Annotated in this window: 13 protein-coding genes; 12 read left to right on the forward strand and 1 reads right to left on the reverse strand. The window is 45.0% G+C overall.

Going from position 1 to position 14,757, the window contains the following annotated elements; all coding sequences use genetic code 11:
* The first annotated feature begins 27 nt into the window (after nucleotides 1–27).
* Genes AS158_RS07850 through AS158_RS07860 form a run of 3 tightly spaced genes read left to right on the forward strand, consistent with a single transcriptional unit; the run spans nucleotide 28 to nucleotide 3,996 of the window.
* Nucleotides 28–480 (forward strand): PadR family transcriptional regulator, encoded by a 453-nt coding sequence (locus AS158_RS07850; RefSeq protein ID WP_165304815.1) that lies wholly within the window; start codon nucleotides 28–30, stop codon nucleotides 478–480.
* Complete coding sequence (locus AS158_RS07855; RefSeq protein ID WP_165304816.1) at nucleotides 477–2,210, forward strand: ABC transporter ATP-binding protein; 1,734 nt, start codon at nucleotides 477–479, stop codon at nucleotides 2,208–2,210. The genes AS158_RS07850 and AS158_RS07855 overlap by 4 nt, the downstream gene beginning before the upstream one ends.
* Nucleotides 2,203–3,996 (forward strand): ABC transporter ATP-binding protein, encoded by a 1,794-nt coding sequence (locus tag AS158_RS07860; RefSeq protein WP_012310654.1) that lies wholly within the window; start codon nucleotides 2,203–2,205, stop codon nucleotides 3,994–3,996. Before AS158_RS07855 ends, AS158_RS07860 begins: the two co-directional genes overlap by 8 nt.
* A gap of 29 nt (nucleotides 3,997–4,025) precedes the next feature.
* On the opposite strand, the gene pfp is transcribed toward AS158_RS07860, so the two are convergent.
* The gene (gene pfp / locus AS158_RS07865) at nucleotides 4,026–5,285 is read right to left on the reverse strand and encodes a diphosphate--fructose-6-phosphate 1-phosphotransferase (RefSeq protein ID WP_165304817.1); all 1,260 of its coding nucleotides are present in this window, start codon (nucleotides 5,283–5,285) and stop codon (nucleotides 4,026–4,028) included.
* Between the two features lie 217 nt (nucleotides 5,286–5,502).
* Here pfp and AS158_RS07870 point away from each other — a divergent pair, with 217 nt between their 5' ends.
* The 9 genes from AS158_RS07870 (at nucleotide 5,503) to AS158_RS07910 (ending at nucleotide 14,755) form a co-directional block, all read left to right on the forward strand.
* A complete protein-coding gene (locus tag AS158_RS07870; RefSeq protein WP_165304818.1) occupies nucleotides 5,503–6,606 on the forward strand; it encodes a citrate synthase/methylcitrate synthase in 1,104 nt (367 codons plus the stop codon).
* Nucleotides 6,599–7,855, forward strand: a complete 1,257-nt coding sequence (locus tag AS158_RS07875) for a 3-isopropylmalate dehydratase large subunit (RefSeq protein ID WP_004083007.1) — start codon at nucleotides 6,599–6,601, stop codon at nucleotides 7,853–7,855. Before AS158_RS07870 ends, AS158_RS07875 begins: the two co-directional genes overlap by 8 nt.
* A gap of 13 nt (nucleotides 7,856–7,868) precedes the next feature.
* The gene (locus tag AS158_RS07880) at nucleotides 7,869–8,369 is read left to right on the forward strand and encodes a 3-isopropylmalate dehydratase small subunit (RefSeq protein ID WP_008193726.1); all 501 of its coding nucleotides are present in this window, start codon (nucleotides 7,869–7,871) and stop codon (nucleotides 8,367–8,369) included.
* A gap of 12 nt (nucleotides 8,370–8,381) precedes the next feature.
* On the forward strand, nucleotides 8,382–9,629 hold the full coding sequence (locus AS158_RS07885) for a glutamate-5-semialdehyde dehydrogenase (RefSeq protein WP_038033428.1): 1,248 nt from the start codon (nucleotides 8,382–8,384) through the stop codon (nucleotides 9,627–9,629).
* Between the two features lie 2 nt (nucleotides 9,630–9,631).
* Nucleotides 9,632–10,687, forward strand: a complete 1,056-nt coding sequence (proB, locus tag AS158_RS07890; protein WP_008193722.1) for a glutamate 5-kinase — start codon at nucleotides 9,632–9,634, stop codon at nucleotides 10,685–10,687.
* A 525-nt stretch (nucleotides 10,688–11,212) separates the two neighbouring features.
* On the forward strand, nucleotides 11,213–11,983 hold the full coding sequence (locus AS158_RS07895) for a DeoR/GlpR family DNA-binding transcription regulator (RefSeq protein WP_008193719.1): 771 nt from the start codon (nucleotides 11,213–11,215) through the stop codon (nucleotides 11,981–11,983).
* A complete protein-coding gene (gene pfkB / locus AS158_RS07900; RefSeq protein WP_012310649.1) occupies nucleotides 11,980–12,915 on the forward strand; it encodes a 1-phosphofructokinase in 936 nt (311 codons plus the stop codon). Before AS158_RS07895 ends, pfkB begins: the two co-directional genes overlap by 4 nt.
* Entirely contained in the window at nucleotides 12,915–13,367 is a 453-nt protein-coding gene (locus AS158_RS07905) for a PTS sugar transporter subunit IIA (RefSeq protein ID WP_008193715.1), read from the forward strand. The genes pfkB and AS158_RS07905 overlap by 1 nt, the downstream gene beginning before the upstream one ends.
* Before the next feature lie 17 nt (nucleotides 13,368–13,384).
* Nucleotides 13,385–14,755: a fructose-specific PTS transporter subunit EIIC gene (locus tag AS158_RS07910; RefSeq protein WP_008193714.1), complete on the forward strand. Its 1,371-nt coding sequence runs from the start codon at nucleotides 13,385–13,387 to the stop codon at nucleotides 14,753–14,755.
* Nucleotides 14,756–14,757 lie beyond the last annotated feature (2 nt).

A 14,757-nucleotide genomic window follows, 5' to 3' on the forward strand; every position in this document is an offset into this window, starting at 1 on the left:
AACTCTATAGATATATCTGGTGACAGTATGAGAGATACGAAAGGGCATCTCAGATTTCTTGTTCTTCACATAATTTCTCAACAACCCTCTCATGGGTACTACATAATGAAGAAGATCTCCCAGATGGTAGGATCAGAACCTCCGAGTCCTGGTGCGCTCTACCCGATACTCTCTTCCCTCAGGAAGCAGAAATACATCGAAACGTACAACGAGGGGAAAAGAAAGGTTTACCGTTTGACTGATAAGGGGAGAAAGTACCTGGAAGAACACAAAGAGGAAATCAAGAAGGCACTGGATTTCGCAGAGAGATTCAGAGTCTTTTCTGAAATTTGTGGTCTTTCCTTGAGAAATGTAGTGGATGTGATTTTCAAAAACGCGAAAGATCTCACACCGGAACAAAAGAAGAAATTAAAACACGCCACGGAAGACTTTGAAAGGAACGTATACAACATCATCTACGGAGGGAAAAACTCGAAATGAAAACACTCGCCAGATATTTAAAACCTTACTGGCTATTCGCCGTTCTCGCACCGCTTTTCATGGTTGTAGAAGTGATATGTGATCTTTCACAACCCACTCTTTTGGCACGTATCGTCGACGAAGGAATCGCGCGTGGAGACTTTTCTCTGGTTTTGAAAACAGGGATCCTCATGTTGATAGTGGCACTGATAGGTGCGGTGGGAGGAATAGGCTGCACGGTCTTCGCGAGTTACGCCAGCCAGAACTTTGGAGCCGACTTGAGGCAAGATCTCTTCAGAAAAGTTCTGAGCTTTTCTATTTCCAACGTGAACAGATTCCACACTTCATCTTTGATAACGCGTCTCACCAACGACGTAACTCAGCTTCAAAACCTGGTGATGATGCTTCTCAGGATCGTTGTCAGAGCGCCTCTTCTCTTTGTAGGTGGAATTGTCATGGCGGTGTCTATCAATGCGAAGCTCTCTTCCGTTTTGATCTTTTTGATACCTCCCATCGTTCTTCTCTTTGTGTGGCTCACTAGGAAAGGGAATCCTCTCTTTCGAAAGATACAGGAGAGCACTGACGAGGTCAACAGAGTCGTGAGAGAAAACCTCATGGGTGTCAGGGTAGTGAGGGCCTTTCGAAGAGAAGAATACGAGAATGAGAACTTTCGGAAAGCAAACGAATCTCTGAGAAGATCCATCATCAATGCCTTTTCGCTTATTGTTTTTGCACTGCCCCTTTTCATATTCATCGTGAATATGGGAATGATCGCCGTCCTGTGGTTTGGAGGGGTTCTCGTTAGAAACAACCAGATGGAGATAGGAAGCATCATGGCATACACGAATTATCTCATGCAGATCATGTTCTCTCTCATGATGATCGGAAACATTCTCAATTTCATTGTAAGAGCCAGTGCTTCCGCAAAGAGAGTTCTCGAGGTGTTGAACGAAAAACCTGCAATTGAAGAAGCGGACAACGCCTTAGCACTTCCAAATGTGGAGGGGAGCGTTTCCTTCGAAAATGTCGAATTCAGATACTTCGAAAACACCGATCCTGTTCTCAGTGGAGTGAACTTCTCCGTTAAACCAGGATCACTCGTTGCCGTTCTGGGTGAAACAGGGTCCGGAAAGAGCACCCTCATGAACCTCATTCCAAGACTCATCGATCCAGAACGTGGACGTGTGGAAGTCGATGAACTGGATGTTCGGACGGTGAAGCTGAAAGATCTGAGAGGTCACATATCTGCTGTTCCTCAGGAAACCGTGCTGTTTTCGGGAACCATCAAAGAGAACCTGAAATGGGGAAGAGAAGATGCCACAGATGATGAAATCGTGGAGGCGGCGAAGATCGCTCAGATACATGATTTCATAATCAGTCTGCCCGAAGGATACGATTCTCGCGTCGAAAGGGGAGGAAGGAACTTCTCGGGAGGTCAGAAACAGAGACTCTCTATAGCCCGTGCTCTTGTAAAAAAACCAAAGGTACTGATACTCGACGACTGCACGAGCTCAGTGGATCCCATAACTGAGAAAAGAATACTGGATGGGTTGAAGCGATACACGAAAGGATGTACGACCTTCATCATCACTCAGAAGATCCCAACGGCTCTTCTCGCCGATAAGATCCTGGTCCTTCATGAAGGGAAAGTAGCGGGATTTGGCACCCACAAAGAGTTGCTCGAACACTGCAAACCCTATCGAGAGATATATGAATCCCAGTTTGGAAACGGGGTGATGAACGATGCCTGAGATCAGAAGAAGGCCACACGGACCAATTTTAGAAAAACCCGCACTGAAAAATCCCACGGCCACGTTGAGAAGACTCCTCGGTTATCTGAGACCTCACACTTTCACTTTGATCATGGTCTTTGTTTTCGTCACCGTTTCTTCCATACTTGGTGTTCTCTCACCGTATCTCATAGGAAAAACGATCGATGTTGTCTTCGTTCCAAGAAAATTCGATCTTCTTCCCAGATACATGCTGATTCTCGGAACGATTTATGCGCTTACGTCTCTTCTCTTCTGGCTTCAGGGAAAAATCATGTTAACGCTTTCCCAAGATGTTGTTTTTCGTTTGAGAAAGGAGCTTTTCGAGAAGCTTCAAAGAGTTCCGGTCGGCTTCTTCGACAGAACACCTCACGGAGACATCATAAGCAGAGTCATAAACGATGTGGACAATATAAACAACGTTCTTGGAAACAGTATCATTCAGTTCTTCTCGGGAATTGTGACACTCGCAGGCGCTGTGATCATGATGTTCAGAGTGAATGTGATCCTTTCACTCGTCACACTCTCAATAGTTCCCTTGACCGTTCTCATCACGCAGATCGTCTCCAGCCGAACCAGAAAATACTTCTACGAAAATCAAAGAGTCCTCGGCCAGCTCAATGGGATCATAGAAGAAGACATCTCCGGCCTCACTGTGATAAAACTCTTCACCCGTGAGGAAAAAGAGATGGAGAAGTTCGACCGGGTGAACGAGAGTCTCAGAAAGGTGGGAACGAAGGCTCAGATCTTTTCAGGTGTTCTCCCCCCTCTGATGAACATGGTCAACAACCTTGGATTTGCCCTGATCAGCGGTTTTGGAGGATGGCTCGCCTTGAAAGACATAATCACAGTGGGTACCATAGCCACCTTCATAGGCTACTCGAGGCAGTTCACAAGACCGTTGAACGAGCTTTCTAACCAGTTCAACATGATCCAGATGGCGCTTGCGAGTGCTGAAAGAATCTTTGAGATTCTCGATCTGGAGGAAGAAAAAGACGATCCTGATGCTGTGGAACTGAGGGAAGTCAGAGGAGAAATCGAGTTCAGGAACGTGTGGTTCTCCTACGACAAGAAAAAGCCTGTTCTTAAAGACATAACTTTTCACATAAAACCGGGTCAGAAGGTTGCACTGGTGGGTCCCACAGGGTCCGGAAAGACGACGATCGTGAATCTGTTGATGAGATTCTACGACGTGGACAGAGGGCAGATCCTCGTGGATGGTATAGATATAAGAAAAATAAAGAGGAGTTCTCTGAGATCCAGCGTAGGTATCGTCCTTCAGGATACTATTTTGTTTTCCACCACCGTGAAAGAAAACCTCAAATACGGAAATCCTGACGCTACCGACGAAGAAATAAAAGAAGCAGCGAAACTGACACATTCCGACCACTTCATAAAACACCTGCCTGAGGGTTACGAAACGGTCCTCACCGACAACGGTGAAGATCTGAGTCAGGGTCAAAGACAGCTTCTTGCCATAACAAGAGCTTTCCTTGCGAATCCAAAGATCCTGATACTGGACGAAGCCACCAGCAACGTTGACACAAAGACGGAGAAAAGCATACAGGCAGCCATGTGGAAACTCATGGAGGGGAAGACCAGCATCATCATAGCTCACAGATTGAACACGATAAAAAACGCAGATCTGATCATCGTTTTAAGAGACGGAGAAATTGTGGAGATGGGAAAACACGATGAGTTGATTCAAAAGCGAGGCTTTTATTACGAGCTCTTCACAAGCCAATACGGTCTCGTTGTAGAAAGATAATGAGCCCCAAGATGGGGCTCATAAAAGTTTTATGGAAGCTCTGTCGTGTGCCAGTATTTCTTTTTGAATTCTTCAGGTTCCATCTTTGCGAGCTTTGCTAGTTTTTCGAGAGTTTCGGGATCTTCGAGATCTTTCTTTTCCAGCCTTATCATGTATTTTCTTGCTACTCTGTAATCTTCCGATCGAACATCCACCACTCTCACCTTTGTCCTTCCGGTCTTTGGATCCATGAAAGCGTCGAAGGGAAGAATCTTGATTCTGCCACCAACCACGCACACCATCCCGCCAGGGAGATCGGAATAATCTCCAAGGAGAAATCTCACAGCACCGTAACCGAGTGTTCTGGTGTATACTATGTCGAAGGGTATGGGACGTGCGCTTCTGAGTTCGTATCCTATTGTGACATCGACGATATGGATTCTTTCACCTCTTTCAGCGTATCTCCTCTCGATCGCCCGTTTCAGAATGGTGGCGAGCGGGATCTCTGCAAGTCTCAGGTGTCCGTGCGGGTCTTTTTCGACTATCACACCGGGAATGTTGGCAAGTTCCTCAGGATCCATCTTTTCTGCGATACCTTCACCTATTATTGCTACTCCATCGTCTCTTCCCATGAGTTTTCTCTTGAGAATCGCCCCATCGAGAACGTCGCACACTTCTTCGAGTGTCACTCCCTCTTTGAACTCTTCAGGAATGATCGTGATCGTTGCACTCGCTGCTTTTCCAACGCCGAGTGCGAGGTGCCCGGCTTCCCTTCCCATCATGGCCACAAAGTACCATCTGTTCGTTGTTCTTGAGTCCTGCATGAGATTGTAAACGAGCTCTGTGGCCACGTGGCGGGCTGTTTCGAAACCGAACGTGGGCATGTTCTCCGGAAGAGGGAGATCGTTGTCTATAGTCTTTGGAACGTGGACCACCTTTATTTCGCCCTTCGATCTTTCACACACTTTGCTCGCGGAGAACGCGGTGTCGTCCCCGCCGATAGTAACAAGATACTTTATCCCGAGCTTTTTGAGAGTCTGAACTGTCTTCTCGAGGGTTTCTTCGGATTTGGCAGGATTCACCCTCGAGGTTCTGAGAATGGATCCACCTTCGATGTGGATTCTGGAGACATCTTCGATGGAAAGTTTTTTCACCATATTCGTTTTTCCCTCTACGAGGTGTTTGAATCCATCGTATATTCCGATCACTTCGAGTCCGTTGTTTATAGCTTCGATGGTAACAGAACTTATCACACTGTTGATTCCAGGTGCCGGCCCTCCACCAACGAGTATCCCCAATCTTTCAGCCACTTCAACCCCTCCCCTTGCTTAATGTCTTCAAAACATATTCTACCAATTTTTCTGCGAAAGTGTTAAATCTTTTTTGAAATGAAAAGCATTAAAATGCCAGCCTGTGCCATGCAGTACTGTTTAACTTTACCTTCAAGTTTGTATGGTAAAATTTCCCAAAGCCCTCCTTCATTTTTAATCGTTCCAGTGTATAGTTATACAACACGGAGGTGTTATTTTGATACAAAAAGGACTGGATGGCGTCAAAATATGTGAAAGTTCGATATGTTATCTGGACGGCATCAACGGAAGACTCTACTATCGAGGAATACCCGTTGAGGAACTTGCTGAAAAATCGACTTTCGAAGAAACAGCCTACTTTCTCTGGTACGGAGAGCTTCCCACAAAGAGTGAACTTGAAGAATTCAAAAGGAAAATGGTAGATTACAGAGAGCTTCCTGCAGAAGCCCTTGGAATTCTTTACCATCTTCCGAAAAACCTTCATTACATTGATGTTTTGAAGATATTCCTTTCTATTCACGGTTCCATGGATGGGAACGATGAGGATCTCAGAGAAAAAGCCATCAGGGTTGCCAGCGTCTTTCCCACAATACTGGCGTATTACTACAGATACTCTAAAGGAAAAGAACTGATAAGGCCAAGAAAAGACTTATCACACGTTGAGAACTTCTACTACATGATGTTCGGAGAGAGAAACGAAAAGATCCGTCTTCTGGAATCTGCGTTCATTCTTCTCATGGAGCAGGATATAAACGCTTCCACCTTTGCCGCGCTCGTGATAGCTTCCACACTCTCCGATCTTTATTCCTGTATTGTAGGGGCTCTCGGTGCACTCAAGGGTCCTCTCCACGGTGGTGCAAGTGAAAAGGTTCCACCCATGCTGGAAGAGATCGGAAGCGAAGACAGGGTGGAAGAGTTCGTTCAAAAGTGTCTGAAAGAGAAAAGAAAGATCATGGGATTCGGGCATCGAGTTTACAAAACTTACGATCCGAGAGCGGTGTTTTTGAAGAGAGTCCTTCAGGAACACTTTCCAGATAGCAAACTGTTCAGAATCGCCAGCAAGCTGGAAGAATACATCGTTTCCAACAAGATCAAAAACATATACCCGAATGTGGATCTGTATTCGAGCGTTCTCTTCGAAGAACTCGGTTTTCCAAGGAACATGTTCACTGCCCTGTTTGCAACTGCGCGTGTTGTCGGATGGACCGCTCATGTGATCGAATACGTGAGTGACAACAAGCTGATCAGACCAACCAGTGAGTACGTGGGTCCTATGGATGTCGAATACATTCCTATCGAGCGGAGGGATGAGAATGGGTAAGACACTCGCAGAAAAGATCTTTTCTGAACATGTTGGAAGAGACGTGAAAGCCGGAGAAATCGTACTCGCGAGAGTGGATATAGCCATGGCCCAGGATGGAACAGGCCCTCTGATGATAAACGAATTCAGAGAACTCGGTTTCAAAGAAGTGAAGGTCCCGAAGGCCTTCCTCTTCATCGATCACGCTTCTCCGAGCCCGAGGAAAGAGCTTTCGAACTCGCAGAAGATGATGAGAGAATTTGGAAAAGAGATGGGAGTCAAGGTTTTCGATGCGGGAGACGGAATATCCCATCAAATCCTCGCGGAAAAATACGTGAAGCCCGGCGATCTGGTAGCGGGTGCGGATTCGCACACCTGCACTGCCGGTGGGCTCGGTGCTTTCGGAACAGGAATGGGTTCCACGGATGTTGCGATCATCTTCGGGCTTGGACAGAACTGGTTCAAAGTACCTGAGACGATCAAAGTTGTGGTGAACGGGAAGCTACAGGATGGAGTTTACGCGAAGGACATCATTCTCGAGATCGCGAGAATTCTGGGAAGCGACGGCGCAACTTACAAAGCGTTGGAGTTCCACGGAAGCTGTATCGAAAATATGAATGTGGAGGACAGACTCACCATCTCCAACATGGCGGTGGAAGTGGGAGCGAAAGCGGGTCTCATGCCCTCTGATGAGAAGACCAGAGAGTTCCTGAAAAAGATGGGAAGAGAGGAGGACTTCAGAGAGTTGAAAGCAGATCCAGACGCGGTTTACGAGACAGAGATAGAGATAGATGCCACCACACTCGAACCACTCGTCTCTTTGCCTCACTATGTGGACAACGTGAGAAAGGTGAGCGAGGTTGAAAAGGAAAAGATAAAGATAGATCAAGTTTTCATAGGAACCTGTACGAACGGAAGACTCCAGGATCTTGAGATCGCTTTGAAGATTCTTGAGAAACACGGAAAGCATCCGGATGTGAGGCTGATCGTTGGTCCTGCTTCAAGGAAGGTCTACATGGACGCCCTTGAAAAGGGAATAATCAAGAAATTCGTTGAACTTGGAGCGGCAGTTATACCACCTGGCTGTGGCCCGTGTGTTGGAATTCACATGGGTGTTCTTGGAGACGGAGAGAGGGTACTTTCCACGCAGAACAGAAACTTCAAGGGAAGAATGGGGAATCCCAATGCGGAGATATACCTCGCTTCTCCTGCAACGGCGGCAGCCACCGCGGTAACTGGATACATCACAGATCCAAGAAGGTTCATTTGAAGGAGGGTGAATCATGATAAGGGGAAGAGTCTGGAAGTTCGGTGACAATATATCGACTGATCATATAGCGCCTGGAAGGTACTTTCATCTGAGGAACAATCTCGAGGAGCTCGCAAAACACGTCCTGGAAGATGCCATGGAGGATTTCGCGAAGAAGGTGCAGAAAGGTGACATCATCGTGGCTGGCAAGAACTTCGGACTTGGTTCTTCCAGAGAACACGCTGCGCGCATCATAAAGATCGCTGGTGTTTCCTGTATCGTGGCGAAGTCTTTCGCAAGGATCTTCTACCGAAACGCCATCAATGTGGGCCTTCCAGTCATAGAGCTCAAAGAAGTCGACGAGATCAACCAGGGAGACGAACTTGAGATAGATCTCGAAAACGGTATTTTGAAGAACCTCACAACAGGGAAAGAATACAGATTCACTCCTATTCCGAAGTTTCTCCTCGAGATACTGAAAGAAGACGGTATAGTGAACTATCTGAAAAAACACGGTTCCTTCCCGAAGGTTTAGGGGGTGAGAGTTGTGGATGAACTCCTCGAGAAGGCGAAGAAGGTACGAGAGGCTTGGGATGTTCTGAGAAACGCGACGACGAGGGAAAAGAACAAAGCGATAAAGAAGATAGCCGAGAAACTCGATGAGAGGAGAAAAGAAATCCTCGAGGCGAACAGAATCGACGTGGAAAAGGCCCGCGAGCGGGGTGTGAAAGAATCCCTTGTCGATAGACTCGCCCTGAACGATAAAAGAATCGATGAGATGATAAAAGCTTGCGAGACGGTGATTGGACTGAAAGATCCCGTGGGAGAAGTAATCGATTCTTGGGTGAGAGAAGACGGACTCAGAATCGCGAGGGTGAGGGTTCCCATCGGTCCGATAGGGATCATTTACGAATCCAGGCCGAACGTCACTGTGGAGACCACGATCTTGGCCCTGAAGAGCGGTAACACCATACTGCTCAGGGGCGGATCCGACGCTCTTAACTCGAACAAGGCGATAGTCTCAGCCATAAAGGAAGCGCTCAAAGAAACAGAGATTCCAGAAAGCTCCGTTGAATTCATAGAGAACACCGACAGATCCCTCGTTCTTGAGATGATACGGCTCAGAGAGTATCTCTCCCTCGTCATTCCACGTGGTGGATACGGCCTCATCAGCTTTGTGCGTGACAACGCGACTGTTCCGGTACTGGAAACAGGTGTTGGAAACTGTCACATCTTCGTCGATGAGAGCGCCGATCTGAAGAAGGCTGTTCCGGTCATAATAAACGCGAAGACACAAAGGCCTGGTACCTGTAACGCTGCAGAGAAACTGCTCGTTCATGAGAAGATAGCGAAGGAGTTTCTTCCTGTGATCGTGGAGGAGCTGAGAAAACACGGCGTCGAAGTGAGAGGCTGTGAAAAGACCAGAGAAATCGTGCCGGACGTGGTACCGGCTACTGAAGAGGACTGGCCCACCGAGTATCTGGATCTCATCATCGCCATCAAAGTGGTCAGAGATGTGGATGAGGCAATTGAGCATATAAAGAAATATTCCACAGGACATTCCGAATCGATTCTGACTGAAAACTATTCGAACGCTAAAAAGTTCGTTTCAGAAATCGATGCCGCAGCCGTTTACGTGAACGCTTCGACCAGGTTCACAGACGGTGGACAGTTCGGATTCGGTGCCGAGATCGGAATCAGCACTCAGAGATTCCACGCAAGAGGTCCTGTGGGACTCAGAGAGCTCACCACGTACAAATTCGTCGTTCTTGGAAATTATCATGTGAGGGAATGATTATGAAAGTCGTTGTAAAGGTTGGAAGCAACCTGCTTGTGGGAAGTTCTGGCTTGAGAAAGTCTTACATCGCAGAACTCTGTCGCGAGGTTGCACGTTTGAAAAGTCAAGGGCACGAAATTTCCATCATCACATCTGGGGCCCGCGCTGCGGGCTTTACTTATCTTGGAAAAGGAAAGAGAACACAGGACCTTCACATAAAACAGGCTCTCTGCGCTGTGGGACAGGTCCAGCTCATGAAGGTGTACGAAAACGCCTTCGATTTCTATGGCATCAAAATCGCCCAGATCCTGCTCACAAGGGACACTTTTTCCAACAGAAAAAGGTACCTGAACCTCAGAAACACACTGATCGGACTCTCGGAGTTCGATGTTGTACCCATCGTGAACGAAAACGACACAGTTGCAACAGAGGAGATCACACTCGGTGACAACGACACGCTCGCTGCCATGTTCTCGATAGCCTGGGATGCGGACTTCCTTGTGCTTTTCACAACGGTGGATGGAGTCATCGATGAGAACGGAAAACTCGTCGAAAGATTCGACGAGTCGGTGAAACTGAAAGATATGGGAAAGAGCAGCTGGGGAACTGGTGGTATCAGATCCAAGATAGAATCTGCGTTGATGGCTTCAAGATGCGGTGTGAAAGCGACCATATGCAGCGGAAACGACGTTTCAAACCTCACAAGGTTTGTGAAGGGAGAACCTGTCGGTACTGTTTTTGAACCACAAGGACGCTTGAAAGCAAAAAAAGCCTGGATTGCCTTTCTCTCAGAACCTGCAGGAAAGATATACGTAAACAAAGGAGCTGAAGAGGCACTCAAAAGCGGTAATAGCCTTCTGCCTGTTGGTGTCACAGGTGTGGAAGGAACGTTCGATGTGGGAGATGTGGTGGAGATAGTGAACGAAGAAGGAGAACTCGTCGGTCGAGGAATCGTGAATTACTCGTCTTCGGATCTGGAGAAAATAGCGGGTCACAAATCTTCCGATTTGAGAAAGATCCTCGGATACGAAGGAAACAAGGTGGTCGTTCACATAGACAACATGTGGGTAGCTTAAAAAAGCCCGCCGGGTGGCGGGCTTTTTTCTCCTCATCACTAAGGAAAAACTCTCCAAAATCCCTTTTGTTCCCACCTTATTTTTTCATGAATTACCGCACCTTACAGAAGGTGTGACTTCCCGTTTCAACCCCTGATGGCTCGTAGACCCCTTTCGGGTTCCGCCGCCAGAACACGGTCCACGGGTATGAACTCGGACGGTTCCCACCCTACTCGACGACAGCGATTTTTGGTCGTAGTTGTAATCGTATTATAGCATATTTCACAAATTCATCCCCACCTTAAGATGGTGTCTTCTTTGCACTTTGTTTGATAAAAAGTTCAAAATCTTTTGCCCACCTCAATTTTTATATTTTCCACCTGGATACCATGTTTGTTTCTGTAATCTAATCGTTATCTGTATTTAATTAAAAATCTTGACTCATGGCATCTTTATAATCTAGAATGAGAAATGATCATGAACAATCACAATATGTCATAATCAATCATAAAGCGATCACAATCGATCAAAAAAGGAGGAATGAGTATGTTCGCGGAAGAAAGAAGAAATCGAATAGCACAGATCATAAAAAGTGGAAAAAGTGTGAGAGTTTCGGAACTTGCAAAGCTTTTTGAGGTATCTGAGTCTACCATCAGAAGAGATCTCAGAGAACTTGAGAATCTGGGGATATTAAAGAGAACACATGGAGGAGCCATTGATAGTTCCCTCACATCTTTTGAACTTTCTTTTGATGAAAAAGAAGAAAAATTTAAGAAGGAGAAAGAGTGCATTGGAAAGATAGCCGCTTCTTTCGTGAGAGATGGCGATACCATAATTTTGGATGCAGGGACAACAACAAAATACATTGCTCAGAACATAGTAGCTAAAAATGTGACCATAATAACAAATTCTGTAAATATAGCGAATGATTTATCCAATAACGATAACTTTGAAGTGATTGTAACAGGAGGGATCATAAGGACGAAAACCAAAGCACTTGTTGGGGATATTGCACAGATGGTTCTCAGACAGTTTAGAGTTGACAAAGCCTTTATTGGTGCGAACGGTGTATCTATAAAATATGGAGTAACAACTCCTAGTCTTATCGAAGCAATGATAAAAAGAACCATGATAGAAATATCTAAAGAAAGATTTTTAGTCGTTGATAGTTCAAAATTTGACCAGGTGACTTTTTCTTTCATATGTTCTGTAGAAGACTTAGACTATATCATCACTGATAGTATTTCAGAAGATCAAAAACGTGAGTATGAAAAGCTAGGAATAAATATTATCACAGGGAAGGTGATGACGGATTGATTTATACAGTTACACCCAACCCTGCAATTGATATCACCATTTACATTGACACATTGGAAAGAGGGAAAGTTAATAGAAGTCGCTATTTCTTGATGGATGCTGGTGGAAAGGGGATCAATGTTTCAAAAGTGATAAAAATCCTGGGGGGAAAATCAAAAGTACTTGGTTTTCTTGGCAAGGAGAATAGTTCCTGGTTCACAAAATATCTTCAAGATATGAAATTAGACTTCGACTTCGTCTTGGTTGAAGGTTTTACAAGAACGAACATAAAGATAGTTGAGGAAAAAGATGAGGTATATACAGATCTTAATCAGAATGGATTTGAAATAACAGAAAAAGACAAGAATGTTCTGTTAGATAAACTGAGAACCCTGGCAAATCCAAATGACATTTTCGTCTTGTCCGGAAGCCTTCCCTCGGGAGTAAAAGCGGATTTCTATGTCGAGATTATCAGACTTTTGAAAAGGAAGGGAACAGTTGTTATTTTCGATGCAGATGGAACAGCCCTTAAATATGGTTTGGAGGGGAACCCCGATATTCTAAAGCCAAATATCAACGAACTTCAGAGTGTTCTAACTCTCAACGAAGAAAATCCATTGGCCATAGCTAGATCTGCAAAATCACTCTTTCAGAAAGGTGTAAAAAAGGTACTCGTTTCAATGGGTGATAAAGGGGCAGTTTTTGTTACAGAACAAATATCTCTTTATTCAAAAGGAATTCCCGTTGAAGTAAAAAGTACCGCTGGAGCAGGAGATTCCATGGTCGCAGCCATTTCTTATGGTCTTTCAAAAGGGATGAACGATGAGGAAATTTTTAAATTGGCAGTTGCCTGTGCCACAGCAAAGGTAGCAACAGAAGGAGTAAAGCCTCCTATCAAGAAAGATATAGAAAGATTCCTTAAAAAAATAAAATTAGAAAGGTTGGTGATGTAATGGAGTTGGAAAAACTCTTTTCTCCAGGATGTATGAGTTTTGATCTTAGGTCAAAGTCAAAGATAGAAGTCATTGATGAGCTGATCGATCTTCTCCACAAAAGTGGAAAAATAACCAACAAAGAAAAGTTTAAAAAAGCAGTTTTAAAAAGAGAAGAAGAATTTTCAACAGGAATCGGTATGGGAATAGCGGTTCCACATGGTAAGGATAGTTCAGTTAAAGAACCTTGTATCGCTTTTGGTGTATCGAAAAATGGTGTTGATTTCGATTCTATGGATGGAAAACCCGCGTATATTTTCTTTTTGATAGCAGTTCCAGAAGACTCAAGTGACGAACATCTTAGAATATTGAGTTTCATTTCTAGAAAATTAATGCACGAGAATGTTAGAAACAAACTTTTTAATGCAAAATCTTTTGAGGATGTTATAGATGCCTTTACAGAAAGTGAGTAGAAAGGAGGAAGGGGAAAATGAAAAAGAAGATTGTGGCTGTAACATCCTGTCCAACTGGGATTGCACATACTTATATGGCAGCAGAAGCGCTTCAGATGGCTGCAAAGAAAATGGGTGTGGAAATCAAGGTTGAAACCCAGGGATCTGTTGGCGCAGAAAATGTAATAACGTCTGAAGATCTGAGGGAAGCACACGCGGTTATTCTGGCCTGTGATACGAAAATAGACGAAGAGAGATTCGCTGGATTGCCCATTTTGAAGGCAAGTGTGCAAGACGCTATAAAAAATGCAGAAAGCCTCATTCAGAAAGCTCTGAACATGGAAAGAAAAAATTTTGTTGATGAAGTTTACAAGGTTAAATCTGAGAGAAAGGAAAAAGCAAAGGGCGTTTATAAACATTTGATGACCGGTGTTTCACACATGATTCCGTTTGTTGTGGCAGGAGGGATTTTAATAGCAATTTCTTTCGCATTCGGTATCAGAGCATTTGAACAAGAAGGATCTTTCGCAGCTGCCCTTATGGAAATAGGAGGGAATGCTGCATTTTCACTGATGGTACCGATCTTGGCTGGTTTTATAGCGTTTTCAATTGCGGATAGACCAGGCCTTGCACCGGGAATGATAGGAGGACTGCTTGCTAGCAGAATAGGAGCTGGTTTTCTTGGTGGAATAGCAGCTGGTTTTGGAGCAGGATATTTGACGGCGTGGCTAAAAAAGACCATAAAACTTCCCAAATCTCTCGAGGGATTGAAACCAGTTCTTATAATTCCTGTTCTCTCCACATTAATTGTGGGGCTTGGAATGCTTTATGTTGTAGGAAAACCAGTCGCTGCTTTGAACAGTTCCTTGACAAGCTGGCTTAATAGTATGAATGACACCAGTATGGTTCTCCTTGGGATACTCCTTGGTTTGATGATGGCTTTTGATATGGGAGGACCTGTAAACAAAGCTGCTTATACTTTTGCAGTGTCAACACTTTCTTCTGGGCAGCCCTCGGTTGTGATGGCAGCAGTGATGGCGGCAGGTATGACTCCTCCTCTTGGAGTGGCACTGGCGACTATTCTTGCAAAGGACAAATTTACCACAGAAGAAAGAGAAGCTGGAAAGGCGGCATTCTTCCTCGGACTTTCCTTTATAACAGAGGGAGCGATTCCATTCGCCGCGGCGGATCCTATTAGAGTGATTCCTTCTATCATGGCGGGATCGGCAGTTGCATCTGTTTTAAGCATGCTGTTTGGATGTACTCTTGCAGTGCCACACGGTGGAATATTCGTTCTTCCAATACCAAATGCTGTTAGCAATCTGTTCATGTACTTGATTTCAATAACAGCAGGTACTTTGGTAACTGCTTTGATACTCTCCACACTGAAACCTAAAAGATCTGAGTAAGG

It is taken from the genome of Thermotoga sp. 38H-to (assembly GCF_011057665.1).
Classification (GTDB): Bacteria; Thermotogota; Thermotogae; order Thermotogales; family Thermotogaceae; genus Thermotoga.

What these genes read in the sequence shown, in the direction of transcription:
- AS158_RS07880 (WP_008193726.1), top strand. Translation starts at nt 7,869, where the DNA reads ATGATAAGGGGAAGAGTCTGGAAGTTCGGTGACAATATATCGACTGAT.
- AS158_RS07875 (WP_004083007.1), top strand. Translation starts at nt 6,599, where the DNA reads ATGGGTAAGACACTCGCAGAAAAGATCTTTTCTGAACATGTTGGAAGA.
- AS158_RS07895 (WP_008193719.1), top strand. Translation starts at nt 11,213, where the DNA reads ATGTTCGCGGAAGAAAGAAGAAATCGAATAGCACAGATCATAAAAAGT.
- AS158_RS07905 (WP_008193715.1), top strand. Translation starts at nt 12,915, where the DNA reads ATGGAGTTGGAAAAACTCTTTTCTCCAGGATGTATGAGTTTTGATCTT.
- AS158_RS07855 (WP_165304816.1), top strand. Translation starts at nt 477, where the DNA reads ATGAAAACACTCGCCAGATATTTAAAACCTTACTGGCTATTCGCCGTT.
- AS158_RS07910 (WP_008193714.1), top strand. Translation starts at nt 13,385, where the DNA reads ATGAAAAAGAAGATTGTGGCTGTAACATCCTGTCCAACTGGGATTGCA.
- AS158_RS07860 (WP_012310654.1), top strand. Translation starts at nt 2,203, where the DNA reads ATGCCTGAGATCAGAAGAAGGCCACACGGACCAATTTTAGAAAAACCC.
- AS158_RS07850 (WP_165304815.1), top strand. Translation starts at nt 28, where the DNA reads ATGAGAGATACGAAAGGGCATCTCAGATTTCTTGTTCTTCACATAATT.
- proB (WP_008193722.1), top strand. Translation starts at nt 9,632, where the DNA reads ATGAAAGTCGTTGTAAAGGTTGGAAGCAACCTGCTTGTGGGAAGTTCT.